Raw genomic sequence first — 25,922 nt, 5'->3', positions numbered from 1 at the left:
TTTTTCATCGCAAAAAAAGATCTCGGAAGTTTTCGGTGGTTTTTTGTGCCACTTCAGAAAGAGAGCACGATTTGAGTTGCGCAATATAAGAAGCGACTTCGACAACGTAAGCGGGTTGATTCTCTTTGCCACGATGAGGGACAGGAGCCAAGTAAGGAGAATCTGTCTCAATAAGAAGCTTCTCTAAAGGTAGAGTCTTCACCACTTCTTTTAGCTCTGTAGCTTGACGGAAAGTAACAATCCCCGAGATAGAAATATAAAACCCCAGCTCCAGTGCAGCTTCAGCAAATGGAAGATCTTCTGTAAAACAGTGGATAACACCACCACATTTCTCTGCCCCACCCTTACGCAAAATATCTAGAGTATCCGCACGTGCGTTTCTGGTATGGATAATTAAAGGTTTGTTGAGCTCCACTGCAAGATCAACGTGTTGCTCAAAGCGCTCTTTCTGTAACGCGGCCGTTTCGGGCTTGTAATGATAATCTAAACCCGTTTCGCCAATAGCGACGACTTTTGCATTCGACGCATGGTGGCGCAATACGTCCATCGAAAAGTCGCTTTCAACATCAAGTGGGTGCACACCGCACGAAGCATAAACATTGTCATAAGGCTCGATCATTTCCATCATTTTCGGGAAAGAATCCAGCGTTACTCCAACAGAAAGTAGTTCAGTTACGTTTGCTTGTTTAGCTTTGTTAATAACGTCTTCCACATTGATGTGGAGATCGTCGTAATTCAATTTGTCTAAATGACAATGAGAATCTACGAACATAATGCCTCTCGTGATTCAATTAACCAATTCATTGATAGTAGCTCAAGGTTCAGGCCAGGAAAGGCTTGCACCTGAGCTTTCAGGTTCATCAGCGCCTTCGCTGATGAGTACAAACCGTTATAGTTGTCCGGTTGGAACTTTGTCGCGCCCGGAAGCATTTGAGCTTCTGATACACCAAACTGCGCTTTCTGAGCATCTGTCAGTAAATACCATGCCCAGTCTAGTGATTGCTCTGAGTGTTTAGCGATTAAAGAAGCACACTCAGAAACGTCTGAAACAGGCGAAGACATTGCCTTAATAAAACTGCGTTCAAAAGCCAAGTAAGCTTCGAGCTCACCATTATTTAACGCATCCAATGTTTTTATTGGAGAGCCCATATTCAGTTTTAAGGCATAAGCAGGAACTTGCTTCGCCCCTTGTTCGTGCATCCATTGCATCGCTTGTTCCGCTGACGGAGGCGCAACAACCCAGTGTTGGCAACGGCTACGAATCGTTGGGAGCAGACGCTCCTGATTGTGGGTAACGAGCAAAAACAAGCACTTTGCCCCAGGCTCTTCTAGCGTCTTTAACAGCGCATTCGATGCCGACTCGTTCATAGAGTCCGCCGGTTCTATTACAAATAGGCGGTAACCATTAAGCTGAGATGATTCCTGAGCTAGACGGTTACAAGCGCGAATTTGGTCCACCGTTATCGCCTTTCCTTCTTTCTCTGGCTTGATCCAGTGTAAATCAGGGTGGTTTTGAGATTGATTTAGCTGGCAGCTATGACAAAAACCGCATGCTTCACTCGCGTAATTTTGGCAAAGAAGTGCTTGGCTAAAAAACTCGATAAGTTTTTCGATGCCCAAGCCCTGCTCGCTTTGTAATAAAAGCGCACCTGGTATTCTGTCCGACTCTAACCCTACTTTGAGGTTATCCCATATTGGCTGTAGCCATGGATAATCATTTAACATGAGTCACCTAAATTTACGTTTCACTTATTGACGAGCTAGCCACTCGTTTAGAGCGTCCCGAATATCACGCGACACGCCTTCAATCGCCTGTTCTGCGTTAATGATAACGATGGAAGGATCGGCATGAGCAATCTCCAAATAACGCTCACGTGTACGCTCGAAGAAACTAATATCCATCTTCTCTATACGATCTAACTCACCACGCCCACGTGCACGCTCAAGCCCAACACGAGGGTCAATATCCATATAGAGAGTGAGAGCAGGTTTAAAATCACCAAGCGTTGTATCCCGGAGATTTTTCATTAACGATGCGTCAATCTGACGGCCACCACCTTGATAAGCTTGCGACGACATATCGTGTCGGTCACCAACCACCCACTGACCGTTTTCCAAAGCTGGTTTGATCACGTTCTCAACCAACTGAACACGTGCAGCGTACAGAAGAAGCAACTCCGTCATGTCCTTAAGTTCTTCACCTTCGTGCTCTTCTTTCACCAGAGCGCGCATTTTTTCTGCTAGCGGTGTGCCTCCTGGCTCACGGGTATTTACGATATCCTCAATACCGGCCGCTTTTAGCGTATCTAAAACGGTTTTAATCGCAGTGCTTTTACCCGCGCCTTCTAGGCCTTCAACGACAATAAAGTTTGCTTTCATCATTTGTTCTTTCTTAGTTCTCTTAAATAGGCACGAACAGCACGGTTGTGCTCAGCAAGGGATTTCGAGAATACATGTCCGCCCTTTCCACTTGCTACAAAATATAAATAGTTGCTGCTTTCTGGATTCAAAGCCGCTTCAATGGAAGCTTCACCAGCCATCGCAATCGGTGTTGGTGGCAATCCATTGATGGTATAGGTGTTATATGGTGTCGGCGTACGCAAATCTTTCTTACGAATGTTGCCATCGTAGGCGTCACCCATACCATAAATAACTGTCGGATCAGTTTGTAACCGCATGCGTTTATTCAATCGGTTGATAAACACAGAAGCGACGCGCTCACGCTCAGAATCAATAGCCGTCTCTTTCTCGATGATAGACGCGAGAATCAAGGCTTCATATTTGTCCTGTAATGGCAGCTTTTCTTGACGCGCTTCCCAGTTAGCATCCAGTATTTTATTGAGTTTTCGATGCGCTCGTTTTAATAACTGGCTTTCACTCGCACCCGCTGTGTAATGGTAGGTTTCTGCTAAAAACAACCCTTCTAGCTTTTCTCTCTCAATTCCGAGCTTCGCAGCCATTTCTTTTTCTGAAAGATCGGTTAAATCATGCTTTAAATAAGGAGCACTTTTTAGTTGATCTACCCATTCAGAAAAGCGGCTGCCTTCAACAAAAGTGATCGCAAACTGGTATTCTTTTCCAGTATTCAGATGCTCCAATGTTTGCGAAAGTGACATACCAGGCTCAAGTTGGTAAGTACCCGCTCGCACTTGCAACAATTCTGGATATAAGTGAGGAATTAAACGGATGTACTCCGATGTTTCAATCACCTCACCTTCAACTAAGGCGCGCATGACATGATGAAAGCTTGTACCACTTTCTACAGTAAACAGCTGAGGTTGTTCCAATAGAATAGGCTTTTCAACGTATTGTTTAGCCTGTGAAATTATATAAAAAACAGCTGCTGCGCCTATCACTGCGATCAGCACAACAAAAGCCAACAGTTTTTTAATCACGTAGTTAAATTCCCTTGCAGTCGTTGAGTCAATTTTCCTATCGGAAATATAGTCTTAGAGTTCGATGTCACTATGCTGCGAATAGGTGCGACACCTAATATTGAGTTACACATGAAAGCCTCGTCAGCACTCAGCAAATCTGGAAGTATAAAACGCCCCTCGATGACTTCAATATGACTTACTTTAAGTAACTCAAGCACCTTACGACGCATTACGCCCGTAACGCCTGATAAGGTCAGCTCCGGCGTAAATACTTTATTACCTTTAACCCAAAAAAGGTTGGCCATTGTAGTTTCAATGACATGGTTTTGCACATTTAACGTTATTGCATCTGCAAACTCTGTATTGTCGATTTCAGCCTTGGCGAGAATCTGCTCTAAACGGTTGTTGTGCTTATGTCCCGCAAGTAAAGGTTGAATCCCTAGACGAGTATTACAAACGCCCAAGTCCACACCTTGTTCTTGCCAAGATGAATAATGAGAAGGAAATGCAAAATTGGAAATCGTCACGATAGGGCCTTTAATCCCATTAGGGCTATACCCTCGCCCGCCAATACCGCGGCTAACGTGAATCTTCACCCCCGCTCGTGCGTCAGATAAAACCGCTTTGCTTGCCCAACCATGCACAACTTTCCAGTCAGGTGAAGAGATCTTCAAAGCGTCAAGGCAAGCACTCATGCGCTCAGTATGCTCCTGCCAGTAAACCAACTCTCCATTTTGGGTCAGGATGGTGGTAAAGCCTCCATCACCGTATTGGAATGAGCGATCACCTAGCTCTACATGCGTTTGCGGAACTCCATTTACCCAAAACATTCACGTACCTTCAAATTAGCAGACAACAAATAAAACAAAACGGCTCAATGCTAAGCATCGAGCCGTTAGAATACAAGTTTCGCTTATCTAAATAAGGTTAGATAGTGTTACTCAGCGAACTTTTTGAAGATCAAAGAACCGTTTGTACCACCAAAGCCAAACGAGTTACAGATAGCGTATTCCATACCTTCAACTTTGCGCGCAGTGTGCGGCACAAGGTCGATGTCTAGACCTTCTTCTGGATCATCAAGGTTAATCGTTGGTGGAACGATTTGGTCAACCAAAGACATAACCGTGATAATTGCTTCAACAGAGCCTGCTGCACCTAATAGGTGACCAGTCATAGACTTAGTTGATGATACAAGTACTTGCTTCGCACCTTCTTCACCAAGAGCACGTTTCACGCCCTTGATTTCTGCAACGTCGCCAGCAGGAGTAGATGTACCGTGAGCATTCACATAACCTACTTGGGTACCTGTGATGTTCGCGTCACGCATTGCCGCTTCCATCGCAAGTGCACCACCAGAGCCATCTTCGCTTGGAGAAGTCATGTGGTAAGCATCACCAGACATACCAAAACCAACCAGTTCTGCGTAAATCTTCGCGCCACGTGCTTTTGCGTGTTCGTACTCTTCAAGCACCATCATGCCAGCACCATCACCTAGAACAAAACCATCACGGCCTTTATCCCATGGGCGAGACGCTTTTTGAGGCTCTTCATTACGAGTAGATAGTGCTTTAGCTGCACCGAAGCCAGCCATGCCAAGAGGCGTAGAAGCTTTTTCTGCACCACCAGCAACCATCGCATCTGCATCGCCGTAGGCAATCATACGTGCTGCATGGCCGATATTATGCAGGCCAGTAGTACATGCGGTAGAAATCGCGATATTTGGACCACGGAGACCACGCATGATAGATAGGTTACCTGCAACCATGTTTACAATGGTCGAAGGAACAAAAAATGGGCTAACTTTGCGAGGGCCTTTGTCTACTAATGCAGTATGGCCAGTTTCGATAAGGTCAAGACCGCCAATGCCTGAGCCGATAGCAACACCAACTCGAGCCGCATTTTCTTCGGTAATTTGTAAGCCAGAGTTATCAAGAGCTTGAATACCCGCTGCAATGCCGTACTGGATGAAAAGGTCCATCTTACGAGCATCTTTTTTAGACATGTACTCTGTGCAATCGAAATCTTTAACAAGACCTGCAAAACGAGTTGAGAAGTTCGTAGTATCAAAGTGCTCGATATTTACGATACCACTTTGACCTTCTAGCAGGGCTTTCCAAGATGATTCTACTGTGTTGCCTACCGGTGACAACATACCCATGCCAGTGACAACTACACGACGCTTGGACACGATATAATTCTCCGGGAATTGAATATTTCTATGAGAGGATAGAAGAAGTTAGAAAGAACACAGGCGGTCTAGGAGACCGCCTGGGAGAGCTAATTACTGAGCGCTGTTTACGTAGTCGATTGCAGCTTGAACAGTAGTGATCTTCTCAGCTTCTTCGTCAGGAATCTCAGTGTCGAATTCCTCTTCTAGAGCCATAACTAGTTCTACAGTGTCTAGAGAATCAGCACCTAGATCATCAACGAAAGAAGCTTCGTTTTTAACTTCTGCTTCGTCTACACCTAGCTGTTCAACAATGATTTTCTTTACGCGTTCTTCGATGTTGCTCATTTTTCTTTTCCTTTACAGATTTCGCCTAATGCGATGATTCCGTAGTTTATTCGAACTATTGAAAGTTGCAAGGGGGTCCTTGCTGGTCAAACCACAAAATTAGCGAATTTAACCGAATTTCAATACATTTTTGACTTAAATCATGCACAAATCTTGCGCATAAGCATGACAAGTTCATGACAGTTAACTGCAACTATAGGCTATTTTTCACAATGTAAAATAGCTTATTTTGCATAAACTGTCGCATTAAACCATGTACATGCCACCATTTACATGCAAAGTTTCACCAGTAATGTACGCTGCTTCAGGAGAAGCAAGGAAAACTACTGCTGATGCAATTTCACGTGGGTCACCTAAACGACCTGCTGGCACGTTCGACAAAGTTGCCGCACGTTGGTCATCACTTAGCGCCTTAGTCATGTCAGTTTCGATGAAACCAGGAGCAACAGTGTTCACTGTTACACCACGAGACGCAACTTCACGAGCCATTGATTTAGTAAAACCAATCACGCCCGCTTTCGCTGCTGCGTAGTTAGTTTGACCAGCATTACCCATGGTACCAACAACAGAGCCTACGTTGATGATACGACCCGCACGTTTTTTCATCATACCGCGTAAAACCGCTTTAGACATGCGGTAGATAGGCGTTAGGTTGGTATCGATGATGTCGTTCCACTCATCATCTTTCATGCGCATCAATAGGTTGTCACGAGTAATACCAGCGTTATTCACCAGAATATCGATCACACCAAATTCTTCGTTGATCGTTTTTAATGTCGCTTCGATAGACTCGACATCAGTCACGTTAAGCGCTAAGCCTTTACCGTTATCACCAAGATACTCGCTGATAGCAGCCGCACCACTTTCAGAAGTAGCAGTACCGATAACCGTAGCACCTCGCTCGACAAGAAGTTCCGCGATCGCGCGGCCAATACCACGGCTTGCGCCGGTAACTAGCGCGATCTTACCTTCTAGATTCATCATGTTGTGTTTCCTTTTCTTATCGCAAATTTATCGCTTGATGGATTACTTCGCAGCGTCTAGCGATGCGATATCATTCACTGCGGCTGCAGTTAGCGTTTTCACGATACGTTTTGTTAGACCTGTTAAAACTTTACCAGGACCAAGCTCAAGAAGATTTTCTACGCCTTGTTCGTGCATCAGTTCAACTGTTTCAGTCCAACGAACTGGGCTATGTAGCTGACGAACAAGCGCATCTTTGATTTTTGCAGGATCTGTCTCAGCAACCACATCAACGTTGTTGATAACTGGCAGCTGTGGTGAGTTAAATTCGATAGACTCAAGAGCTACAGCAAGTTTTTCCGCTGCTGGCTTCATAAGTGCACAGTGTGAAGGTACTGAAACAGGAAGAGGAAGCGCACGCTTCGCACCAGCTTCTTTACATAGCGCACCAGCTCGCTCTACTGCGTCTTTGCTACCAGCGATAACGACTTGACCAGGCGAGTTAAAGTTTACTGGAGAGACCACTTCGCCTTGCGCTGCGTCTTCACACGCTTTTGCAATCGCATCATCAGCCAAACCGATAATCGCGTACATTGCGCCAGTACCAGCTGGTACTGCTTCTTGCATAAGTTGACCACGTAATTCAACCAGCTTGATGGCTTCTTTAAAGTCGATAACACCCGCACATACAAGTGCTGAGTACTCACCTAGGCTGTGACCGGCTAGGTTTGCTGGTTGCTCTAAGCCAAGTTCCTGCCATACACGCCAGATTGCAACAGATGAAGCTAGCAAAGCTGGTTGAGTACGGAAAGTCTCGTTTAAATCTTCTGCAGGTCCATTTTGAACAAGCGCCCATAGATCGTAACCTAGTGCGTCAGATGCTTCTGCAAATGTTTGTTTTACTACGTCATATTGTTCGCCTAGTTCTGCAAGCATACCTACAGCTTGAGAACCTTGACCTGGAAATACGATAGCAAACTTGCTCATGTTGTTTTCCTTTAAGCAAAGTAAAAAGAAATAAGATGCACCAAGTGCACCTTAAATTTTGAATTCTTGTGAAACTTAGAACTTCACAAGGGCCGAGCCCCAAGTGAATCCGCCGCCAAACGCTTCAAGAAGCAGAGTTTGACCGCGTTTAATACGACCATCACGTACCGCTTCATCTAGTGCTGTTGGCACCGTCGCAGCTGATGTGTTGCCGTGTTTATCAAGTGTAATCACGACTTGGTCTAGTGACATCGAAAGTTTCTTCGCTGTCGCTGAAATAATGCGGTAGTTCGCTTGGTGCGGCACTAGCCAGTCTAGTTCAGACTTATGCATGTTGTTGGCTTCAAGCGTATCTTTTACTAGTTTCGATAGCTGAGTTACAGCGACTTTGAATACTTCGTTCCCAGCCATATGAAGCCATTTATCCGCATCTTGCCCCCGCACAGGTACAGGTAGGCTTAGAAGCTCTCCGAATTGACCATCCGAGTATATGTGGGTAGAGATAATGCCAGGCTCTTGGCTAGCGCCTACGACAACGGCTCCGGCACCATCACCAAATAGGATAATGGTTGAACGGTCTGTCGGATCACACGTTTTAGACAAAGCATCTGAACCAATCACAAGTACGTTTTTGCACATACCAGATTTGATATGTTGGTCTGCAACAGATAATGCGTACACAAAACCAGAACAAGCAGCGGCTAAGTCAAAAGCTGGACAACCTTTAATGCCAAGCTTTGCCTGCACCTGACACGCAGATGAAGGGAAAGTATGGCTACTGCTCGTTGTGGCTACGATAATCAGGTCGATATCGTTTTTATCAATACCCGCCATATCGATAGCGTTTTCAGCTGCGTAGAATGCCATGTCTGCTACAGTTTCGTTTTCTGCAGCAATTCGACGCTCTTTAATACCCGTGCGAGCAACGATCCACTCATCACTTGTATCTACCATTTTCTCTAGATCTGCGTTTGTACGCACCTGAGATGGCAGGTAGCTGCCAGTACCTAAAATTTTGCTATACATGAAGACTAATAATGCCTCTCGAGTAAAACCGCTTCCAAACGATCGCTAATACGGCTTGGTACTTGTCGTTTGACCTCGTGTACTGCCTCGCCAAGTGCATTGACAATCGCAGATACATCCGCACTTCCATGGCTTTTTATGACAATGCCGCGCAATCCTAGCAAACTTGCGCCGTTATACTGGTCGGGGTTCAGTGTTTTTAGTTCATTAAACAGCCTAGAAAACAACTTTCTAGCTATCCAACCCTTTATCGTTGATGCCATTATGCTGGTTTTAATTTTTTCGATAAAAAGTTGAGCTGTTCCCTCACTGGCTTTTAAGCATACGTTGCCGACAAATCCATCACAAACAATGACGTCCGCAACATCATGCAAAATTTGATTACCTTCAATATAACCGACAAAGTTAATCGCATCGGTCTGAGAAAGCATTTCTGCGCAACGTTTGACTAAATCGTTACCTTTAATCTCTTCTGCGCCAATATTGAGTACAGCAACGCGAGGAGGACGACCCAAGTGTTCTTCAGCTAATGCACTGCCCATTACAGCAAATTGGAACAAGCTATCAGCATCGCACGATACATTCGCCCCCAGATCCAGCATCCAAGTACGCTTTCCGGTAATCGTCGGTAAAGCGGAAACTAAAGCAGGACGTTCAATGCCAGGAAGTAACTTAAGAATGAAACGCGATAGTGCCATTAATGCACCGGTGTTGCCACCACTAACACAAGCATCCGCTTTCTGCTCAGAAACCAAATCGATAGCCATACGCATAGAACTATTTTGGCTATTACGTAACGCCAATGAAGGTTTTTCTGAGTTCGAGATAACTTTCTCGCTGTGAAGAATAGTCAAGCGGGAACTGGTCGAGGTACCGAGTTGAGATAATTGAGACGTGATCAGAGATTGATCACCAATAAGAATCACTTTTAGCTCTGGGAAATGAGACAGTGCCTGCACGGCGGCAGGCACTGTTACGCGTGGACCGAAATCCCCGCCCATTGCATCAAGTGCAACGGTAATACTTTGCAAAGGTTCAACCTTACTTGTTGATAACCTTTTGACCACGGTAGTAACCTTCAGCAGTTACGTTGTGGCGTAGGTGAGTTTCACCAGAAGTCGCGTCTACAGATAGAGCAGCTGTAGTTAGCGCATCGTGTGAACGACGCATACCGCGCTTAGAACGAGTTTTACGGTTTTTCTGTACGGCCATTGACCCTACTCCTATACTATTGGGTTAAAAACCTGAAGAAGAATCGGCTACCACACCTATTACTTTTTCAGACTTTTCAAAACGTCGAATGGATTCGGTTTTTCTTCCTCAATTTCTTCAGGAATCTCACCAAAAACCATGTTATTTGAATCAACGCTACAATCCGCTTCATCGTGCATCGCAATTTGAGGTAATGCTAAGATGAACTCGTCTTCAACAAGTTGTATGAGGTCTAATTCACCATATTCATTTAGATCTACCAAATCATAAATTTCTGGTGCTTCCTGTTCTGTTTTCTCACCGTAGTAAGGAGTAGAAAGGAATTCAACTTCGCACTCATGTGCGAATACCTCATTACAACGCTGACACTCTAAATCGACTTCGATGTTAGCTTTACCAGAGATAACAACGAGTCGCTGTTCATCCATCCCAAATGACAATGAGACTTCTGCGTCGCGTTTTACGCCTTCAGTTGTTTCCACTAAGCGCTTGAAAAGACTAGCTTGGATGATGCCATCGTAATCCAATCGTTTCTGTGCAGCTTTAGCTGGGTCAACCGTTCGCGGTATTTTTACCTTTTGCATAGGGCGCGAATATTATCTTCCAAATCAAAATTAGTCAAAGAAAAAGGCAAAAAAGTTGTACTTTTTTACGCTTAACATACAGAGCATTAGCCAGAATCATTTTTGATCTATTATCCTATTGGAAATGCTCCCACGAATTGTAATTCAAAATGAAAAATTACCAACTGGTTTTAGCCTCAACCTCCCCTTTTCGTAAACAACTGCTTGAAAAGCTCTCACTACCATTCGTTTGTTTATCACCTGATTGCGATGAAACACCTTTTGACCAAGAAACGCCAACTGAACTTGTGCAGAGACTGGCCCAAGAGAAAGCAATATCTTGCCAGACGGATAAAGCAAGTTTAGTTATCGGCAGTGACCAAGTTTGTGTCATTAATGGTGAAATCGTTGGCAAGCCTTTAAATAGAGATAACGCGATAAATCAACTTTTGGCTCAAAGTGGAAAAGTCATCACTTTCTATACTGGTCTTGCGGTACATAACACCGTGACAAACCATACAGAAGTCGGCTTTGATTCTTTCGAGGTGCACTTTAGAGATTTAACGCTTGAACAAATCGAACGCTACGTCGACAGGGAAGAACCTTTTTACTGCGCAGGCAGCTTTAAAAGCGAAGGCATGGGAATTTGTTTGTTTACGAAATTAGTTGGTAAAGACCCGAACACACTTGTCGGACTACCATTGATTGATTTGATTGATATGTTGCATGTTCAAGGACTCGATGTCCTTTAACCCAAATACGATAAAAGGGAGCCACAGGCTCCCTTTTGCATCCGCGAGGAAAACATGGTTACGCGTTTCTTAAACCCGCCAACACTTTTTCTAGTTTCGGTTCCATCGGTGCGTTGATTTCCATCCACTCATCATTTGATGGGTGTTGGAACTTGATGTTTGCCGCGTGTAGGAACAAACGATCTAAACCAACTTGACCTGTGTAAGCGTCAAAGCGACGATCACCGTAGCGATCATCCCAAGCGATTGGGTGACCAGTGTATTGCGTATGAACTCGTATTTGGTGAGTTCGACCAGTAATCGGACTCGCCTGAATCAATGTAGCTTGTTCGAACTTTTCCAAAATCTTAAAACGCGTTTCTGACGGCTTACCATTAGGGTTAACACGAACAATACTGTTCACTTCGTTTTTGAGCAGTGGCGCGTTCACAACCTTACAACTGCTTTTCCATTGCCCCATGACAAGAGCTAAGTAAAACTTCTTTACTGTCTTTTCACGAAACTGGGCTTGCAAGTGACGAAGTGCAGAACGCTTCTTAGCAACCAGCAAAATCCCTGAAGTATCACGGTCAATACGATGCACAAGTTCAAGAAAGCGAGCTTGAGGACGCAGAGCCCTAAGCGCTTCAATCGCACCAAACTTTAAACCACTGCCACCATGCACAGCGGTGCCAGATGGTTTGTTTAGAATCAACATATGATCATCTTCGAAGATAATCATATTTTCCAACTCAGCGACTTTGTTAAGTTTCGTACTTGGTGCGACATCGTCATCTTTTTTCTCGACGGTCACCGGTGGAATACGAACGAGATCGCCTGCTTTTAACTTGTACTCTGCTTTTATACGCTTTTTATTTACGCGCACTTCGCCCTTACGCACAATTCGGTAAATCATGCTTTTAGGAATGTCTTTTAATTGGTTGCGCAAAAAATTATCAATGCGCTGACCCGCCATATCTTCGTCGATATCGACGAACTGGACTTTTGTTCTTATTTCGTTCATGGGCGGTATTGTAAACTCAATTTCGTGCGACTTCACATTATTCTTGTCGTAAAAGAAACACTCCGTGGCACATACTGGTCTAAATTTCGCCAAGCTTTTGTTTAAATTATTAAAACTCTCAATCAAGTTCTCAATTTGTTTTCTGTCTTGAACAGTTTGCACATCTCAATTGCTTATGAAACAGCCAGTTATAAAATAGAAATTTTGAGTTTAGCGGCAAATTTTCTATCGTTTGCGTGAAAGCAGATTGCTGATAGCCACGCGCACTGCTATAGTTCACAGCTGCTAAGGAAGGTTTGGTTACATTTTATTCATTACCAATCATTTATCCTCAAGCAATGTGAGTAGATCGTTGAAGGTCGAGTGCAGCATTGGCGTGAGACACATCGAATTCAACACTCTTGCCACCCTACTCCTCGCATATTCACGTTGAGTACCTACCGCCCAAATAGCGGGTCACAAGTCTACGTTTCCAACAGAAACCACAAGAGGCTTGTGATGACTGAAGTGCCCGAGAGCATCCCCTTCCAGCCGGGAGGCTGCAAAATACAAGCCATGGGATCAGGCACCGTGAAAGAGCGAAAAAACAGTGGCAAGTCGACAAGAAAGATATAAAAGAAAAGACAACGAGAATTTTCAATGAAAAGAATGTTAATTAACGCAACTCAAAAAGAAGAGTTGCGTGTCGCTCTGGTTGATGGCCAGCGACTTTTCGATCTTGATATCGAGAGTCCAGGACATGAATCTAAAAAAGCGAATATCTACAAAGGACGTATCACACGTATCGAACCAAGCTTAGAAGCCGCATTTGTTGATTACGGCGCCGAGCGTCACGGTTTCCTCCCTCTCAAAGAAATTGCCCGCGAATATTTCCCTGAAGGTTACACCTACCAAGGTCGTCCAAGCATCAAAGAAGTGCTAACGGAAGGCCAAGAAGTTATCGTTCAAGTGGAAAAAGAAGAACGTGGAAGCAAGGGCGCTGCTCTTACTACTTTCATTTCTCTTGCTGGTAGTTACCTTGTTCTGATGCCTAACAACCCTCGTGCTGGCGGTATTTCTCGTCGAATCGAAGGTGACGAGCGTACTCAACTAAAAGCCGCATTAAGTACTTTGGAACTGCCTCAGGGCATGGGCCTAATCGTACGTACTGCTGGCGTTGGCAAGAGTGCTGAAGAACTTGAGTGGGATTTGAATGTACTACTTAACCACTGGGGTGCAATCAAAGGTGCAGCGGACTCTAACCCTGCTCCATTCTTAATCCACCAAGAAAGTAACGTTATCGTTCGTGCAATCCGTGACTATTTGCGTCGTGATATTGGCGAAATCTTAATTGATAGCAACACCATCTACGAACGTGCAAAAGAGCACATTCAATTGGTGCGCCCTGATTTCCTTAACCGCGTTAAGAAATATGAAGGCGAAGTTCCACTATTCAGCCACTACCAAATCGAAAGCCAAATTGAATCGGCTTTCCAACGTGAAGTGCGTCTGCCATCTGGCGGTTCTATTGTTATTGACCCGACTGAGGCACTAACGTCTATCGATATCAACTCTGCTCGTGCAACCAAGGGCGGTGATATTGAAGAAACAGCCCTAAACACGAACCTAGAAGCAGCCGACGAAATTGCTCGCCAGTTACGTCTACGTGACTTGGGTGGCTTAGTGGTTATCGACTTTATCGATATGACACCTGTTCGCCACCAACGAGAAGTAGAAAACCGTCTACGTGAAGCCGTTCGTCTTGATCGCGCTCGTGTACAAATCGGTCGTATTTCTCGCTTTGGTTTGTTGGAGATGTCACGTCAACGTTTAAGCCCTTCTCTAGCAGAAGCAAGCCACCACATCTGTCCTCGCTGTAGCGGTACTGGAGTCGTTCGCGACAACGAATCTCTAGCACTTTCTGTACTTCGTTTAATCGAAGAGGAAGCACTGAAAGACAATACAGCGCAAGTTCTCGCAGTTGTACCTGTGCCAATCGCTTCTTACTTGTTGAACGAAAAACGTCGTTCAGTTAACCATATCGAACGCATTCAAGAAGTGAAGATTACGGTTGTTCCAAACTCTGACATGGAAACGCCGCACTTCGAAGTTATCCGTGTTCGTGAAGGTGAAGAGTTCGATCTGATTTCTTACCTACTTCCTAAAAAACTGGAAGCAATGAAAGAAGCGGAAGGTAAAGAGCCAGCGGAAGTTGACGTAAAACCAAAACGAATTGAAGAGCCAGTTCTTAAAGGCTTTGCGGCTCCGTCTCAAACCGCACCTGCACCAGCAGCTAAACCAGCTCCTGAAGCGAAGAAGAAAGAACAAAACGTTGAACAAGAAGAGAAACCTGGATTGTTCAGCCGTCTGTTTAAAGCACTTGGTAGCTTCCTATTCGGTGGTTCTGAAGAAACAAAAGAAGAACAGAAACCTCAGGAAGAGAAAAAACCAAATCGCGATAATCGACGTAACAAACGTGATCGTAACGATCGTCGTCGCAATAACAACCAGCGCGATAATCGTGATAACCGCGACAATCGCGATAACCGACGTCGTCGTAAGCCTCGTGATGAGCAGGCTAATGAGCAAAACGAAGCTCAACAACAAACAAATAAACCGCAAAACCGTAACCAAAAGCGTAAACCTAAAGCTCAACAGGCAGATAAAGCCCAAGAGCAGAAAGCAAACGCAAAAGTAGCGGAAAAAGGTCTGCAGCTAGCAGCGGAAGCTCGTACTGAAACAAAACCAGAAGAGAGCAAACCGAAGCAGCAAAATGCGAAAGCAGAAAAAGTGAAAGAGCGCCGCCAACGTCGCAAATTGAACAAGTCTGTACGCGTTAAGGACCAAGAAGCTATTGAGAAGAAAGCCGAAGAAACAGCGGTTAAGACTCAAGAAACGGTTGAAGCTAAAGTTGAAAAGCCAACAGAAGCAGCGGTAGAGGCACAGCAAGACAACAAGCAAGCAGAGTCTAAGCAACGTCGTAATCGTCGTTCGCCACGTCACCTGCGTGCAAGCGGCCAGCGTCGTCGCCGTGGCCGTGATCGCCGCCCTAACCCGTTCCGCCTACGTAAGGGAGGTGTCGCTTCTCCTGAAATGGCTATGGGTAAAGTAATGCCACGTTACATTCCGAAACCAGCACCTAAGAAGGAAGAGCGAGTTAAGGAAGAAGCTGTAGCAGCAGTACCTACAATCCAAGGTGGCTTTGCGTGTCCAGAAATGGCAATGGGTAAAGTGATTATTCGTCGCGAGCAACCTGTCGTAACAGATGCGCCAGTTGTTGAACACAAGGTTCAAGAAACCGTTGAAGCGAAAGTGGAAGCTCCAGTAGTAGAAGCACCTGTTGTTGAAACAGTAATCGCAGAAAAAGCTGAATCGGCAGTAGTAGAAACAGCATCGGTAGAGCCTATCGTTGAAACTCCTGTAACTGAACATGCTGAACCGGTTGATGCCATTGTAGAAACGGCACCTACTGAAGAGCCTATCGTTGAAGCAGCAAAAGAGATTGTAGCCGAAGCGCCAGTAGATAAACCAGAGCCTAAAGTCGAAGCCATTAAAGTTGCTGCTAAGCTAAACGCTAGCGCACCGATGACGAAAGCACCTGGCCCTCAAGAGCTACGCGAAATCACGGTTGCAGCAGCGCCGTTCAAAACCGAACGTTACCAAGCTAAAGGTGCAGGTAGCCAAGTGGCTAAAAACCGTGCATCGGCAGAGATGACAAAGCCTAACTTTAACTAGGCTAAATCATTACGTTCAACTGCTTAACGGCATAAATAAATTAAAGGCTACCATCTGGTAGCCTTTTTTATCTTCATATTTGCCCACTAAATTGTTCATATAAATACCAATTCGTGATCACATTTGTACGCCATTATTCGTATCATTCTTGAACTTAATCACACTTTTCGGTAGCATGCGCCGACTCAAGTTTTCGACACCATTCTGATGCTGCTCTTTTAATACTACGGTTTACACTGCAATGTTTGATTAAAAATCAACCTTCCAGTGGCTTGTGCAAATACGAATATGTGTCGGGTTTAACTCATTGCAAAGAGAACTTAAAAACAAACATGTTCGAATTTCCCCAATTTTCTAAGCACTCCGTAAAAAATGATGTGCTATCAGGCTTAACCGTTGCGCTAGCATTGGTTCCTGAAGCTGTCGCATTTGCGTTCGTCGCAGGCGTAGATCCGATGGTCGGTCTTTACGCTGCATTCATCGTTGGTCTTATTACTTCCATTTTCGGTGGTCGTCCTGGCATGATTTCTGGTGCAACAGGTGCCATGGCAGTCGTAATGGTTTCGCTTGTCGCGACTCACGGTGTCCAGTACCTATTCGCAGCCATCATGCTCGCTGGTATTCTTCAAATTGCCGCTGGTATGTTTAAATTGGGTAAGTTTATCCGTATCGTACCTCACCCTGTGATGATCGGTTTTGTGAACGGTCTGGCTATTGTTATCTTCCTAGCTCAGTTGGGTCAGTTTAAAGCGCCAGACATCAACGGCATGCTTACTTGGCTACCACAAGACCAGATGCTGCTAATGCTTGGTTTGGTTGCGCTGACTATGGCAATCATTCACTTTCTACCAAAAATCACAACAGCTGTACCCTCTTCACTTGTTGCGATCGTAACGGTGACGGCTTTAGTGGTTGGCTTGGATCTGGAAACTCGAACTGTTGTTGACTTCCTGCGTACAATGTCTGGTGATGAAGCTGCAACACTCGCAGGTTCACTACCAACCTTCTCTATTCCTGCGGTACCATTTACACTAGAGACACTACAAATCATTCTTCCATACGCGATCATTCTCGCGGCCATTGGTCTAATTGAATCTCTACTAACACTGACAGTTTTAGATGAGATGACGAATACTCGTGGTCAATCTAACCGCGAATGTATCGGTCAAGGTATGGCAAACATGACGTGTTCTGTGTTTGGCGCAATGGGTGGTTGTGCGATGATTGGTCAGTCGATGATCAACGTAAACTCAGGTGGTCGCGGCCGTCTATCTGGTATCGTTGCGGCTATCGCTCTATTGATGTTTATCTTATTCGCTTCTTCGCTAATTGAAATGATCCCACTCGCTGCTCTGGTTGGTGTGATGTTCATGGTTGTCATTGGTACATTCGAATGGGCAACATTTAAGCTAGCACGCCGCGTACCGAAGCAAGACTTCTTCGTTATTGTTCTTGTGACCGTTGTTACTGTTCTTACTGACCTTGCTGTTGCCGTAGCGGTTGGTGTTATCGTTTCTGCATTAATGTTTGCATGGCAACACGCTAAGCACATCTATGCCGACACGTGCTTAAACGAGGAAGGTTCAAAAGAGTACAAGATTCACGGCCCTATTTTCTTTGGCTCTGCGGCTAACTTCCTGGAGTTGTTTAACGCGCCTGAAGATCCAAAAGATGTGATTGTCGATTTTGCAGACTCTCGCGTGACAGATCACTCTGCAATTGAAGCCATTGAAACACTGGCTGAGCGTTACAATGCTCAAGGTAAAACGCTGCACCTTCGTCACCTAAGCCCAGATTGTCGTAAACTTTTGGACAAAGCTGGCAGCTTGGTTGAAATTAACGTGAAGGAAGACCCAAGCTACAAAGTCGCAACCGACATACTAGCGGGTTAACACGAATAAAAAGGGATGAGCTGAGCTCATCCCTTTTTCTATTGTCTTCAAGCACGGCGATTATAGCTTCTTCAAAATTGCGTCTGATGCCTCTTCGATTAAATCAAGCACCAGTTCAAAGCCATCTTCCCCACCATAATATGGGTCCGGGACTTCGTCGTAACCTGACTCAGAATGACTTAAAAATAACGATACTTTGTGTCGATACTTCAACGGACAAATATCCAATAAATCGGCCAAATTTGCTTTATCTGCGGCTAATATAAGGTCAAACTTTTCAAAGTCATCAATGGTGACTTGGCGCGCTTGCATTCCTTTAAAAGAATAACCTCGCTGCTTTCCTGCTGCCATCGCTCTTGAATCCGGTCGGTTTCCTGCGTGGTAGCCAATTGTACCTGCCGAATCAACCTCTACTTCAACGCCTAGCTTTTGAGCTTTCGCTCTTAACACTGCCTCTCCAGTTGGTGACCGACAAATGTTTCCCATACAAACAACAAGTATTTTCTTCATTTTATTCCCTGAATTATCGGTGGTTTTTCTTCACGATATGTTGGTCTATCATAGCGAGATAAATCAATGAACCCAAATTAACTTGGGCACAGCACGAAAAGGAATTGAGGAAGTATTATGTCTATCGAAGAAAATAAAGAAGCACGCCATAAAGCTCGCCAACAAAAAGTCAAAGAACAGGTAGACGCAAAAATCGCTGCGGCTCAAGAGGAAAAAGGTCTGCTACTGATCATTACCGGAAATGGTAAAGGTAAATCGACATCAGGATTCGGTACGATCGCACGCGCAGTGGGTCATGGTTTGAATTGTGCTGTCGCGCAGTTTATTAAAGGTACTTGGGACAACGGTGAGCGCAACCTACTTGAGAAACTCGGCGTTGAATTCCAAGTAATGGCAACCGGCTTTACGTGGGAAACTCAAAACAAAGCCGCTGATACCGAAGCAGCGCAAGGCGTATGGCAAGAATGTAAGCGCATGCTGCAAGACGACTCTATCGATGTCATCTTGTTTGACGAGCTAACTTATATGGTGAGCTACGGCTACATCGACTTAGACGAAGTGGTCGAAGCGCTGAGCAACCGACCTAAAATGCAGTCGGTTATTATTACTGGGCGTGGCGCACATCGAACCCTGATTGAAATGGCCGATACCGTTTCTGAAGTGAAAAATGTAAAGCACGCATTTGAATCTGGCGTAAAAGCCCTCAAAGGCGTCGATTGGTAACACTCGCAGAGTAATTTAAAAAGGGTTGGCAAAATGCCAACCCTTTTGATTTTCACGCACGGTTAGTTGAAAAGATTCTTCAATAAACCATCGACCGCATCTTTGGTTTTCTCGTCTTTGATTTTGTCCGTTAGCTTCTCCACGCCACGATCGATTTCTTTCTGGGCTTTCTGCTTCAGAACATCATCGAATACGAGCTTGAATTTAGGTTCTGCCCACTTACCAGACACATTGATTGGAATCGTGATGTCTTTCAGCTCATCTATATCTTTACCGCCCTGGCCTTCTAGGCTACCTACAACTGACGTGCTGATAGTAAAGTCGACTGTTTCATTGATGTAGTTTGCGGTACCTTTACCACGAACACGTAACAATGGAGACTGAGCTTGCATATTATCCGTTGATACAACACCTTTGTTGAGTTTCAATGTCGCCGTCATCGCACTGAAGTCTGTTTTCTTAGCTACATTGGTACCTTCAACTTTTTGCCCTTTAAATTTCGCATAGTTTTCACGAATCAACTGAGCAACGTTGATGCCATTCACCGCACCGTCAGCAAAATTGATAACAACCGTACCAGATAGATTCTTCTTGATACCGGTAGGCGTGAGACTCTTACCTGTAACATTCACATCAATGTTACCTGTCCCTTCAAGTTTGTCGTTTTCAGCAACGTCTATAAGTAGCGGTTGAACTTTCACGCCTTTGATTGACTTTTTAACACTGTAAGTCGCTGGTGATTGGCGTGCATCTAACTTCGCTGTCGCTGAGATTGAGCCTTGGTACAACTTCGAACTAAATGATGTAAGCTCAAACACGCCACGATTCGCAGTGAAGCTCGTTTTTACCGCTTCCATCTTCGCATTTGCCGCTTTGAATTTGTCGATGGTAATGTCACCCTTTACATCTAACGTTTTCAACGCAGACAAATCAGGCTCAACCTCAGGTCCGGCAGGAGCACTCTCGCCACCAGAAGCAGGCTTATTACCTTCGGCAGCTTGCTTATCTAACCCTAAGAACTCATCAAGATCGATATTGGGGCTATGGAGAGCAAAGCGTACTTTAGGAATATCACCGAGTGTCACATCTGCCTTACCATCTAGGGCGATAGCATTCGCTGTTAACTTCTCTAGAACAAAACTCAGATGGTTTTTCGTTAGGTCGAAAGACAGATCAGACACCATGTCGACTTTCATCGGGGACTGAGGTAAGGCATCACCCTCAAAAGTCGATTTAAGAGTTAACTTATCCAACTGTACTTTGCTGATAGCCTTGTCCACGCTAAGTTGACCAGCACCCTGCATATCTAACTTCATACCACCAGCGTCACCCTTAATGGCATAAGTCAGGTTATTTACTGTATCGAATTCAAACGTGTCTAAACCGATCGTTGCCGATTCAATTTTATTGGCAGGGTCAGAGTATGTCGCATCAAAGTTGATGTTCTTTAGCGCGTAGTTTGCCAAACCTTTTTCTAGCTTAAAGTCTGCCTGACCTTTCGCGGTGAACTTTTGGTCGTTCATTTCGCCCTTCACGCCAAAATCAGCCGTTGTCCAGTTGTCAAAAGCGAATTCGGAAAGGTTTAATGAAATATCATAAAGTTTGGTGTAACTACCGGCTTGCTTATCCTGCATTTCTAATGAACCGTTAGAAACCGTAACGCCAGCAAGATTAATACTCCAATCAGAACCAGAAGTTTGCGTTTCACCATTTTGCGTAGGCGCAGCATTGTTCTCTTGTTCTGCTTGTTGTGTTTGGGCTTTCGTCAATGCATCAATATTCTTGCTGCCATCTTTCTTGGTTTCAATGTAGAACTCAGCACCATCAAGCGTGACGTTTCCAATTTCAAGCTGTTGACTAAAAAGTGGCATAACAGAGATGTCTACACCAACGGTATCAACTTTGAATAAATTGGGTTTACTAAAGCCTTGTGGGTTTCGCAATTCTGTATGTCCCAACTCAAAGCCAATTGATGGGAAAAATTGCCAACTGATATCCCCTTCAATCACCAACTCTAATCCCGTTTGCTTTTGCGCTTGCTCAACAATAAGGGGTTTAAACTGATTCGGATTGACGAAGATGGTTAACGCTAAAATTGCGACCAAAATGACCACAATCGGTATTGCTAGAATTAAGAGCAGTTTCTTCATTTGTTTTTCCTTGCTCGAGTGTTTTTACAATTATAAGCGCAGACTCCATTTGCCGCTGACAGTTCCACAAAAGCGTGAAAAGTGTCTGGTTTTAACCTGCAACTGACTAATTTAAAAACAAAAAAAGAAGTGGCACTTAAGGTGCCACTTCTTCTCTTAAAAATAAAGCGATATAGCCGTCTATAGGCTTAAGCTTTCAAAAGTCTTGCAATGTGAGCTTTTAATACATCAATTGCGATACGGTTTTTACCACCGCGAGGAACAATAATGTCCGCATATTGCTTAGAAGGTTCGATAAACTGCATGAACATCGGACGTACTGTTTGTTGGTATTGCTTAAGAACAGACTCCATAGTTCGGCCTCGTTCTTCCACATCACGCTTAACACGGCGAAGCAAGCAAATATCTAACGGTGTGTCCATAAATACTGTCGCATGCATCAAATCACGAAGACGAGGGTCTGTAAGAAGAAGGATACCTTCTAGAATGATCACCTTTTTAGGTGTCATTGTGGTGGTGTTAATTGTTCTTGTGTGCTCAGTGTAGCTGTACTCAGGCACTTCTACTGCTTCACCACGTACCAATTTTTCTAGGTGCTCACACAGTAGGTCGTGGTCCAACGCACTCGGGTGATCGTAGTTCGTCTTTACTCGCTCTTCCATGCTTAGGTGGCTTTGGTCGTTGTAGTAGCAATCTTCCGTGATGACACCGATTTGATGATCGCCTACTTTCGCGCGAAGCTCATTATAAATAGTGCTCGCGATCAGACTTTTTCCAGAAGCAGAAGCGCCAGCAATACCTACGATGACGCATTGATTATTATCAGACATTAGTTTGCACCCGATGATGATTTCTAGTCACATAAAAAGATAAACTGCCTGATTATAGGGAGTTCACCCCATAGTTACTAGTTGGAATTAGGGTTTAGTCATAAGTTTCTGCCTGCTCAGAGGATTAACCTCCGAGCAAACGTTAAAATGTGCAATTATCAACCAGCAGGCATAGTAAACTTAGTTCACCATTGTAAAGCTAATCGCATCTGGTTTTGCTTTGCCTTGCCAAAACATCGTGCTACATACGCGATCGGCAAGTTGCTTATAATACCCTGCATGCTCACTTTCTGGGCGTCTTGCTACCGTTGGCACGCCAGCGTCAATATCTTCTCTCATAGAGATATGAAGCGGAATTTGTCCTAACAATGCTAAGCCAAATTCTTGCGACATTTTTTCAGCTCCGCCCATACCAAAAATATGCTCTTTCGCGCCACATTGACTACAAATGTGATAACTCATGTTTTCCACAACACCAATAACCGGGACATGGACTTTGTTAAACATTGCCGCTCCCTTCCTTGCATCGGCAAGGGCTAAATCTTGCGGCGTTGTGACTAGCACGCTACCTGTTACCGGAATTTGTTGTGACAGAGTCAATTGAATATCCCCCGTACCTGGCGGCATATCAATCACCAAATAATCCAAATCTGGCCAATCTGTTTCAGTTAATAACTGCGACAATGCTTTTGAAGCCATTGGACCGCGCCATATCGCCGCTTCTGATTTATCCACCAAATAACCGATAGAATGAGTATAGATGCCGTGAGCAAAAATGGGTTCCATCCACTTGCCATCACGAACTTCTGGTTTAGCATCTTCTTGCCCCAACATCATAGGTACAGACGGACCATAGATATCTGCATCCAACAATCCCACTTTCGCCCCAGATTGAGCAATCGCCAACGCTAAGTTAACTGCGGTAGTAGATTTACCAACGCCACCTTTCGCAGAACTGACGGCAATGATGTTCTTAACACCCTTAACCGAGTTAGCCACTTGAGTTTCTAAAGCTTTAACTCCAAGGCGAATATTAAATGGGAATTCAGCCACTTTACCCGAGGCTTGCTGCTGTTTGATCCAGTCATGCAGTACGGTTTGAAGCTCATTACTTGCGAATGGCAACGTTATATCAATAGAACCCTGTGTCGTAATCGAAATTGCGCCATGAATATCTGCCCAGTTTTCCACCAACTGTGGATGTTGGAATTGGTTAAACCAGTGACAAAAATCTTGTTTTGAAGTGAACTGATGCATAAGCCCTCCTTTTAGATGTCATGCTACCACCGTCCAGGCTCAACCAGAACCCCAAAAAAACTAAGGCATTCCGCAGTTTGACACCTTGGAGTTAGTCAGTTCATGGGGTAGTATTATCCATCAAAATTTATTTATACCTATCAAGAAAAGCGAATATTAAGTATGGCAAACGATCCAAAAAACTTTCCGTCAAGGAAAATGCTGGTAACTTGTGCCCTTCCGTACGCTAACGGTTCGATCCACCTTGGTCATATGCTTGAGCATATCCAAGCGGACATTTGGGTTCGTTACCAACGCCTACGCGGCAACACTGTAAACTTCATCTGTGCTGACGATGCTCACGGCACGCCAATCATGCTTAAAGCGCAACAGATGGGTATTACTCCTGAAGAAATGATTGCCGCAGTTAGCGAAGAGCACCAAAAAGACTTCGCTGGATTTGATATCAGCTTTGATAACTACCACAGCACACACTCAGATGAGAACCGTGAGCTAGCGTCACACATTTATCTTGAGTTGAAGAAAAATGGCTTTATCTCTAGCCGCACTATCTCTCAGCTGTTCGATCCAGAAAAAGAGATGTTCTTACCGGACCGTTTCGTAAAAGGTACCTGTCCAAAATGTAAGTCTGAAGACCAGTACGGTGACAACTGTGACAACTGTGGTGAGACTTACAGCCCAACAGAACTGATCAATCCTAAATCTGCGGTTTCTGGTGCGACGCCAGTAATGAAAGATTCAGAGCACTTCTTCTTCGACCTGCCTCAGTTTGAAAGCATGCTAAAAGAGTGGACTCGCTCTGGCTCGCTACAAGCTGAAACAGCGAACAAAATGCAAGAATGGTTCGAATCTGGTTTGCAGCAATGGGATATCTCACGTGATGCACCATACTTTGGCTTCGAGATCCCTGGTGAGAAGAACAAATTCTTCTACGTATGGCTAGACGCGCCTATTGGCTACATGGGCTCTTTCAAAAATCTATGTGACAAGCGCGACGACCTAGATTTCGACGAGTATTGGAAAAAAGACAGCTCAGCAGAGCTGTACCACTTCATCGGTAAAGACATCGTTTACTTCCACAGCCTATTTTGGCCAGCAATGCTAGAAGGTTCTGGCTTCCGCAAGCCTAACAACGTATTCGTACACGGTTACGTAACCGTAAACGGCGCGAAAATGTCGAAGTCTAAAGGTACGTTCGTAAAAGCAAGCACTTACCTAGAGCACCTAGACCCTGAGTGTCTACGTTACTACTACGCTGCGAAGCTAAACAGCCGTATCGACGATCTAGATCTTAACCTTGAAGACTTCACTCAGCGCGTAAACGCTGACGTTGTTAACAAGATCGTTAACCTGGCATCTCGTAACGCAGGTTTCATCGCGAAACGTTTTGAAGGCAAACTGTCTGACAACTTTGCAGAGCCTGAACTTTACAACGAATTTGTTGCTGCTGCTGACCGTATCGCTGAGCTTTACGAAACGCGTGAGTTTGGTCGTGCAATCCGTGAAATCACGGCATTGGCAGACAAAGCTAACCAATACGTTGATGAAAAAGCACCGTGGGTTGTAGCAAAAGAAGAAGGCAAAGATCAGGAACTACAAGACATCTGTTCTGTCGGTATCAACCTATTCCGCGTACTGATGACTTACCTGAAACCAGTAATGCCATCGCTAGCTGCGCGTACTGAAGCGTTTCTAAACCAAGAGCTAACTTGGGAAAACATCGCTGCTCCACTAACAGGCCACGAGATCACTAAGTTCAAAGCACTGTTCAACCGTATCGATCCGAAGAATGTTGAAGCGATGATCGAAGCGTCTAAAGAAGATGCGGCGGCAGAAATGGCGGCGAAAGAGAAAGCTGAAGCGGAAAAGAACAAGGCTAGCCAAACCGAGCTAGACAAAGAACCAATCGCTGAAGAGATTGAGTTCGATGCTTTTGCTGCAGTAGATATGCGTATCGCTCGTATCATCTCTTGTGAAGAAGTACCAAAAGCCAACAAACTGCTTAAGTTCCAATTGGACATCGGTGGTGAAACTCGTCAGGTATTCTCTGGCATCAAGTCAGCTTACAAACCTGAAGAGCTAGAAGGCAAGCTAACGGTAATGGTAGCAAACCTAAAACCTCGTAAGATGAAGTTTGGTATGTCTGAAGGTATGATCCTAGCGGCAGGCCCTGGTGGTAGCGACCTGTGGATCCTTGAGCCACACGAAGGCGCTCAACCTGGCATGCGCGTAATGTAAGTTGTAGCTTTACGATCAAATTTAAAAAGTCCTCGCCAGTTCAGCGGGGACTTTTTTTGACTGAATTCACACTTTTGGGGAATTTGTGCACCAAACTTGTACAGCATCTTTCCCGTCACAAGCCTAACTCACTGTTTTAGTAGAAGTTAATTAGTGGCATCAAAACTGCAATCTTCCTTGTTAGGTCCAAACAGTAACAAGGAGTTGGTT

The 25,922-nt window shown here is 44.7% G+C and carries 23 protein-coding genes; 5 read left to right on the top strand and 18 right to left on the bottom strand.

What is annotated here, in order from left to right:
* Nucleotides 1-4: 4 nt before the first annotated feature.
* The 13 genes from R7070_RS03650 to yceD all read right to left on the bottom strand — a co-directional run bounded on the left by R7070_RS03650 (nucleotide 5) and on the right by yceD (nucleotide 10,664).
* A complete protein-coding gene (locus tag R7070_RS03650; RefSeq protein ID WP_017633841.1) occupies nucleotides 5-772 on the bottom strand; it encodes a TatD family hydrolase in 768 nt (255 codons plus the stop codon).
* A complete protein-coding gene (locus R7070_RS03645) occupies nucleotides 763-1,725 on the bottom strand; it encodes a DNA polymerase III subunit delta' (protein WP_054729226.1) in 963 nt (320 codons plus the stop codon). The genes R7070_RS03650 and R7070_RS03645 overlap by 10 nt, the downstream gene beginning before the upstream one ends.
* Nucleotides 1,726-1,749: 24 nt before the next feature.
* Nucleotides 1,750-2,382, bottom strand: a complete 633-nt coding sequence (gene tmk / locus R7070_RS03640) for a dTMP kinase (protein ID WP_044129475.1) — start codon at nucleotides 2,380-2,382, stop codon at nucleotides 1,750-1,752.
* Nucleotides 2,379-3,395 carry an endolytic transglycosylase MltG gene (mltG, locus tag R7070_RS03635; protein ID WP_042523092.1) on the bottom strand — a complete coding sequence of 339 codons (1,017 nt, stop codon included), beginning with the start codon at nucleotides 3,393-3,395 and terminating at the stop codon, nucleotides 2,379-2,381. The genes tmk and mltG overlap by 4 nt, the downstream gene beginning before the upstream one ends.
* Nucleotides 3,392-4,207, bottom strand: coding sequence for an aminodeoxychorismate lyase (pabC, locus tag R7070_RS03630; RefSeq protein WP_042523095.1), 816 nt, complete (start codon nucleotides 4,205-4,207; stop codon nucleotides 3,392-3,394). The genes mltG and pabC overlap by 4 nt, the downstream gene beginning before the upstream one ends.
* A gap of 107 nt (nucleotides 4,208-4,314) precedes the next feature.
* Nucleotides 4,315-5,565, bottom strand: a complete 1,251-nt coding sequence (gene fabF, locus R7070_RS03625; protein WP_005372948.1) for a beta-ketoacyl-ACP synthase II — start codon at nucleotides 5,563-5,565, stop codon at nucleotides 4,315-4,317.
* A 93-nt stretch (nucleotides 5,566-5,658) separates the two neighbouring features.
* Nucleotides 5,659-5,892 carry an acyl carrier protein gene (acpP, locus tag R7070_RS03620; protein WP_004406112.1) on the bottom strand — a complete coding sequence of 78 codons (234 nt, stop codon included), beginning with the start codon at nucleotides 5,890-5,892 and terminating at the stop codon, nucleotides 5,659-5,661.
* Between the two features lie 246 nt (nucleotides 5,893-6,138).
* On the bottom strand, nucleotides 6,139-6,873 hold the full coding sequence (gene fabG / locus R7070_RS03615) for a 3-oxoacyl-ACP reductase FabG (protein WP_025767222.1): 735 nt from the start codon (nucleotides 6,871-6,873) through the stop codon (nucleotides 6,139-6,141).
* Between the two features lie 45 nt (nucleotides 6,874-6,918).
* A complete protein-coding gene (gene fabD, locus R7070_RS03610; RefSeq protein WP_005387313.1) occupies nucleotides 6,919-7,842 on the bottom strand; it encodes an ACP S-malonyltransferase in 924 nt (307 codons plus the stop codon).
* A 75-nt stretch (nucleotides 7,843-7,917) separates the two neighbouring features.
* The gene (locus tag R7070_RS03605) at nucleotides 7,918-8,868 is read right to left on the bottom strand and encodes a beta-ketoacyl-ACP synthase III (RefSeq protein WP_017821385.1); all 951 of its coding nucleotides are present in this window, start codon (nucleotides 8,866-8,868) and stop codon (nucleotides 7,918-7,920) included.
* 5 nt (nucleotides 8,869-8,873) lie between these two features.
* Nucleotides 8,874-9,899 carry a phosphate acyltransferase PlsX gene (gene plsX / locus R7070_RS03600; protein WP_017633846.1) on the bottom strand — a complete coding sequence of 342 codons (1,026 nt, stop codon included), beginning with the start codon at nucleotides 9,897-9,899 and terminating at the stop codon, nucleotides 8,874-8,876.
* Nucleotides 9,900-9,909: 10 nt separating this feature from the next.
* Entirely contained in the window at nucleotides 9,910-10,080 is a 171-nt protein-coding gene (gene rpmF / locus R7070_RS03595) for a 50S ribosomal protein L32 (RefSeq protein ID WP_005396978.1), read from the bottom strand.
* A gap of 59 nt (nucleotides 10,081-10,139) precedes the next feature.
* Nucleotides 10,140-10,664: a 23S rRNA accumulation protein YceD gene (gene yceD, locus R7070_RS03590; protein WP_005387307.1), complete on the bottom strand. Its 525-nt coding sequence runs from the start codon at nucleotides 10,662-10,664 to the stop codon at nucleotides 10,140-10,142.
* Nucleotides 10,665-10,813: 149 nt separating this feature from the next.
* Between yceD and R7070_RS03585 the strand changes: the two genes are divergently transcribed.
* Nucleotides 10,814-11,395 carry a Maf family protein gene (locus R7070_RS03585; RefSeq protein WP_005380845.1) on the top strand — a complete coding sequence of 194 codons (582 nt, stop codon included), beginning with the start codon at nucleotides 10,814-10,816 and terminating at the stop codon, nucleotides 11,393-11,395.
* A 58-nt stretch (nucleotides 11,396-11,453) separates the two neighbouring features.
* Here the strand turns inward: R7070_RS03585 and rluC are convergent, their stop codons facing one another.
* Complete coding sequence (gene rluC / locus R7070_RS03580) at nucleotides 11,454-12,398, bottom strand: 23S rRNA pseudouridine(955/2504/2580) synthase RluC (protein ID WP_021033985.1); 945 nt, start codon at nucleotides 12,396-12,398, stop codon at nucleotides 11,454-11,456.
* A gap of 639 nt (nucleotides 12,399-13,037) precedes the next feature.
* Here rluC and rne point away from each other — a divergent pair.
* Together rne and R7070_RS03570 are read left to right on the top strand one after the other, a co-directional pair.
* Entirely contained in the window at nucleotides 13,038-16,112 is a 3,075-nt protein-coding gene (rne, locus tag R7070_RS03575) for a ribonuclease E (protein ID WP_042523100.1), read from the top strand.
* 332 nt (nucleotides 16,113-16,444) lie between these two features.
* On the top strand, nucleotides 16,445-18,004 hold the full coding sequence (locus R7070_RS03570; protein WP_005380840.1) for a SulP family inorganic anion transporter: 1,560 nt from the start codon (nucleotides 16,445-16,447) through the stop codon (nucleotides 18,002-18,004).
* 60 nt (nucleotides 18,005-18,064) lie between these two features.
* On the opposite strand, the gene R7070_RS03565 is transcribed toward R7070_RS03570, so the two are convergent.
* Nucleotides 18,065-18,514 carry a low molecular weight protein-tyrosine-phosphatase gene (locus R7070_RS03565; protein WP_025767219.1) on the bottom strand — a complete coding sequence of 150 codons (450 nt, stop codon included), beginning with the start codon at nucleotides 18,512-18,514 and terminating at the stop codon, nucleotides 18,065-18,067.
* Nucleotides 18,515-18,631: 117 nt separating this feature from the next.
* Here R7070_RS03565 and cobO point away from each other — a divergent pair, with 117 nt between their 5' ends.
* Complete coding sequence (cobO, locus tag R7070_RS03560; RefSeq protein WP_005380837.1) at nucleotides 18,632-19,237, top strand: cob(I)yrinic acid a,c-diamide adenosyltransferase; 606 nt, start codon at nucleotides 18,632-18,634, stop codon at nucleotides 19,235-19,237.
* A 62-nt stretch (nucleotides 19,238-19,299) separates the two neighbouring features.
* On the opposite strand, the gene R7070_RS03555 is transcribed toward cobO, so the two are convergent.
* The 3 genes from R7070_RS03555 to apbC all read right to left on the bottom strand — a co-directional run bounded on the left by R7070_RS03555 (nucleotide 19,300) and on the right by apbC (nucleotide 23,474).
* The gene (locus R7070_RS03555; protein WP_005380835.1) at nucleotides 19,300-21,387 is read right to left on the bottom strand and encodes an AsmA family protein; all 2,088 of its coding nucleotides are present in this window, start codon (nucleotides 21,385-21,387) and stop codon (nucleotides 19,300-19,302) included.
* Nucleotides 21,388-21,575: 188 nt separating this feature from the next.
* On the bottom strand, nucleotides 21,576-22,217 hold the full coding sequence (gene udk / locus R7070_RS03550; RefSeq protein WP_005380833.1) for a uridine kinase: 642 nt from the start codon (nucleotides 22,215-22,217) through the stop codon (nucleotides 21,576-21,578).
* Between the two features lie 180 nt (nucleotides 22,218-22,397).
* Nucleotides 22,398-23,474 carry an iron-sulfur cluster carrier protein ApbC gene (gene apbC, locus R7070_RS03545; RefSeq protein ID WP_005380830.1) on the bottom strand — a complete coding sequence of 359 codons (1,077 nt, stop codon included), beginning with the start codon at nucleotides 23,472-23,474 and terminating at the stop codon, nucleotides 22,398-22,400.
* 162 nt (nucleotides 23,475-23,636) lie between these two features.
* Here apbC and metG point away from each other — a divergent pair, with 162 nt between their 5' ends.
* Entirely contained in the window at nucleotides 23,637-25,712 is a 2,076-nt protein-coding gene (gene metG, locus R7070_RS03540) for a methionine--tRNA ligase (RefSeq protein WP_005387290.1), read from the top strand.
* Nucleotides 25,713-25,922 lie beyond the last annotated feature (210 nt).

The organism is Vibrio sp. 1557 (assembly GCF_033340175.1).
GTDB classification, from domain to species: Bacteria; Pseudomonadota; Gammaproteobacteria; order Enterobacterales; family Vibrionaceae; genus Vibrio; species Vibrio alginolyticus.
This window is presented reverse-complemented; position numbering and strand designations above follow the sequence as displayed.

Bases quoted from the DNA above. Each gene is read 5' to 3' on its own strand.
- rne (WP_042523100.1), top strand. From the start codon at position 13,038: ATGAAAAGAATGTTAATTAACGCAACTCAAAAAGAAGAGTTGCGTGTC.
- rluC (WP_021033985.1), bottom strand. From the start codon at position 12,398: ATGAACGAAATAAGAACAAAAGTCCAGTTCGTCGATATCGACGAAGAT.
- R7070_RS03555 (WP_005380835.1), bottom strand. From the start codon at position 21,387: ATGAAGAAACTGCTCTTAATTCTAGCAATACCGATTGTGGTCATTTTG.
- apbC (WP_005380830.1), bottom strand. From the start codon at position 23,474: ATGCATCAGTTCACTTCAAAACAAGATTTTTGTCACTGGTTTAACCAA.
- fabD (WP_005387313.1), bottom strand. From the start codon at position 7,842: ATGAGCAAGTTTGCTATCGTATTTCCAGGTCAAGGTTCTCAAGCTGTA.
- udk (WP_005380833.1), bottom strand. From the start codon at position 22,217: ATGTCTGATAATAATCAATGCGTCATCGTAGGTATTGCTGGCGCTTCT.
- tmk (WP_044129475.1), bottom strand. From the start codon at position 2,382: ATGATGAAAGCAAACTTTATTGTCGTTGAAGGCCTAGAAGGCGCGGGT.
- R7070_RS03605 (WP_017821385.1), bottom strand. From the start codon at position 8,868: ATGTATAGCAAAATTTTAGGTACTGGCAGCTACCTGCCATCTCAGGTG.
- R7070_RS03565 (WP_025767219.1), bottom strand. From the start codon at position 18,514: ATGAAGAAAATACTTGTTGTTTGTATGGGAAACATTTGTCGGTCACCA.
- acpP (WP_004406112.1), bottom strand. From the start codon at position 5,892: ATGAGCAACATCGAAGAACGCGTAAAGAAAATCATTGTTGAACAGCTA.
- yceD (WP_005387307.1), bottom strand. From the start codon at position 10,664: ATGCAAAAGGTAAAAATACCGCGAACGGTTGACCCAGCTAAAGCTGCA.
- rpmF (WP_005396978.1), bottom strand. From the start codon at position 10,080: ATGGCCGTACAGAAAAACCGTAAAACTCGTTCTAAGCGCGGTATGCGT.
- fabG (WP_025767222.1), bottom strand. From the start codon at position 6,873: ATGAATCTAGAAGGTAAGATCGCGCTAGTTACCGGCGCAAGCCGTGGT.
- R7070_RS03570 (WP_005380840.1), top strand. From the start codon at position 16,445: ATGTTCGAATTTCCCCAATTTTCTAAGCACTCCGTAAAAAATGATGTG.
- R7070_RS03585 (WP_005380845.1), top strand. From the start codon at position 10,814: ATGAAAAATTACCAACTGGTTTTAGCCTCAACCTCCCCTTTTCGTAAA.
- cobO (WP_005380837.1), top strand. From the start codon at position 18,632: ATGTCTATCGAAGAAAATAAAGAAGCACGCCATAAAGCTCGCCAACAA.
- pabC (WP_042523095.1), bottom strand. From the start codon at position 4,207: ATGTTTTGGGTAAATGGAGTTCCGCAAACGCATGTAGAGCTAGGTGAT.
- R7070_RS03650 (WP_017633841.1), bottom strand. From the start codon at position 772: ATGTTCGTAGATTCTCATTGTCATTTAGACAAATTGAATTACGACGAT.
- R7070_RS03645 (WP_054729226.1), bottom strand. From the start codon at position 1,725: ATGTTAAATGATTATCCATGGCTACAGCCAATATGGGATAACCTCAAA.
- metG (WP_005387290.1), top strand. From the start codon at position 23,637: ATGGCAAACGATCCAAAAAACTTTCCGTCAAGGAAAATGCTGGTAACT.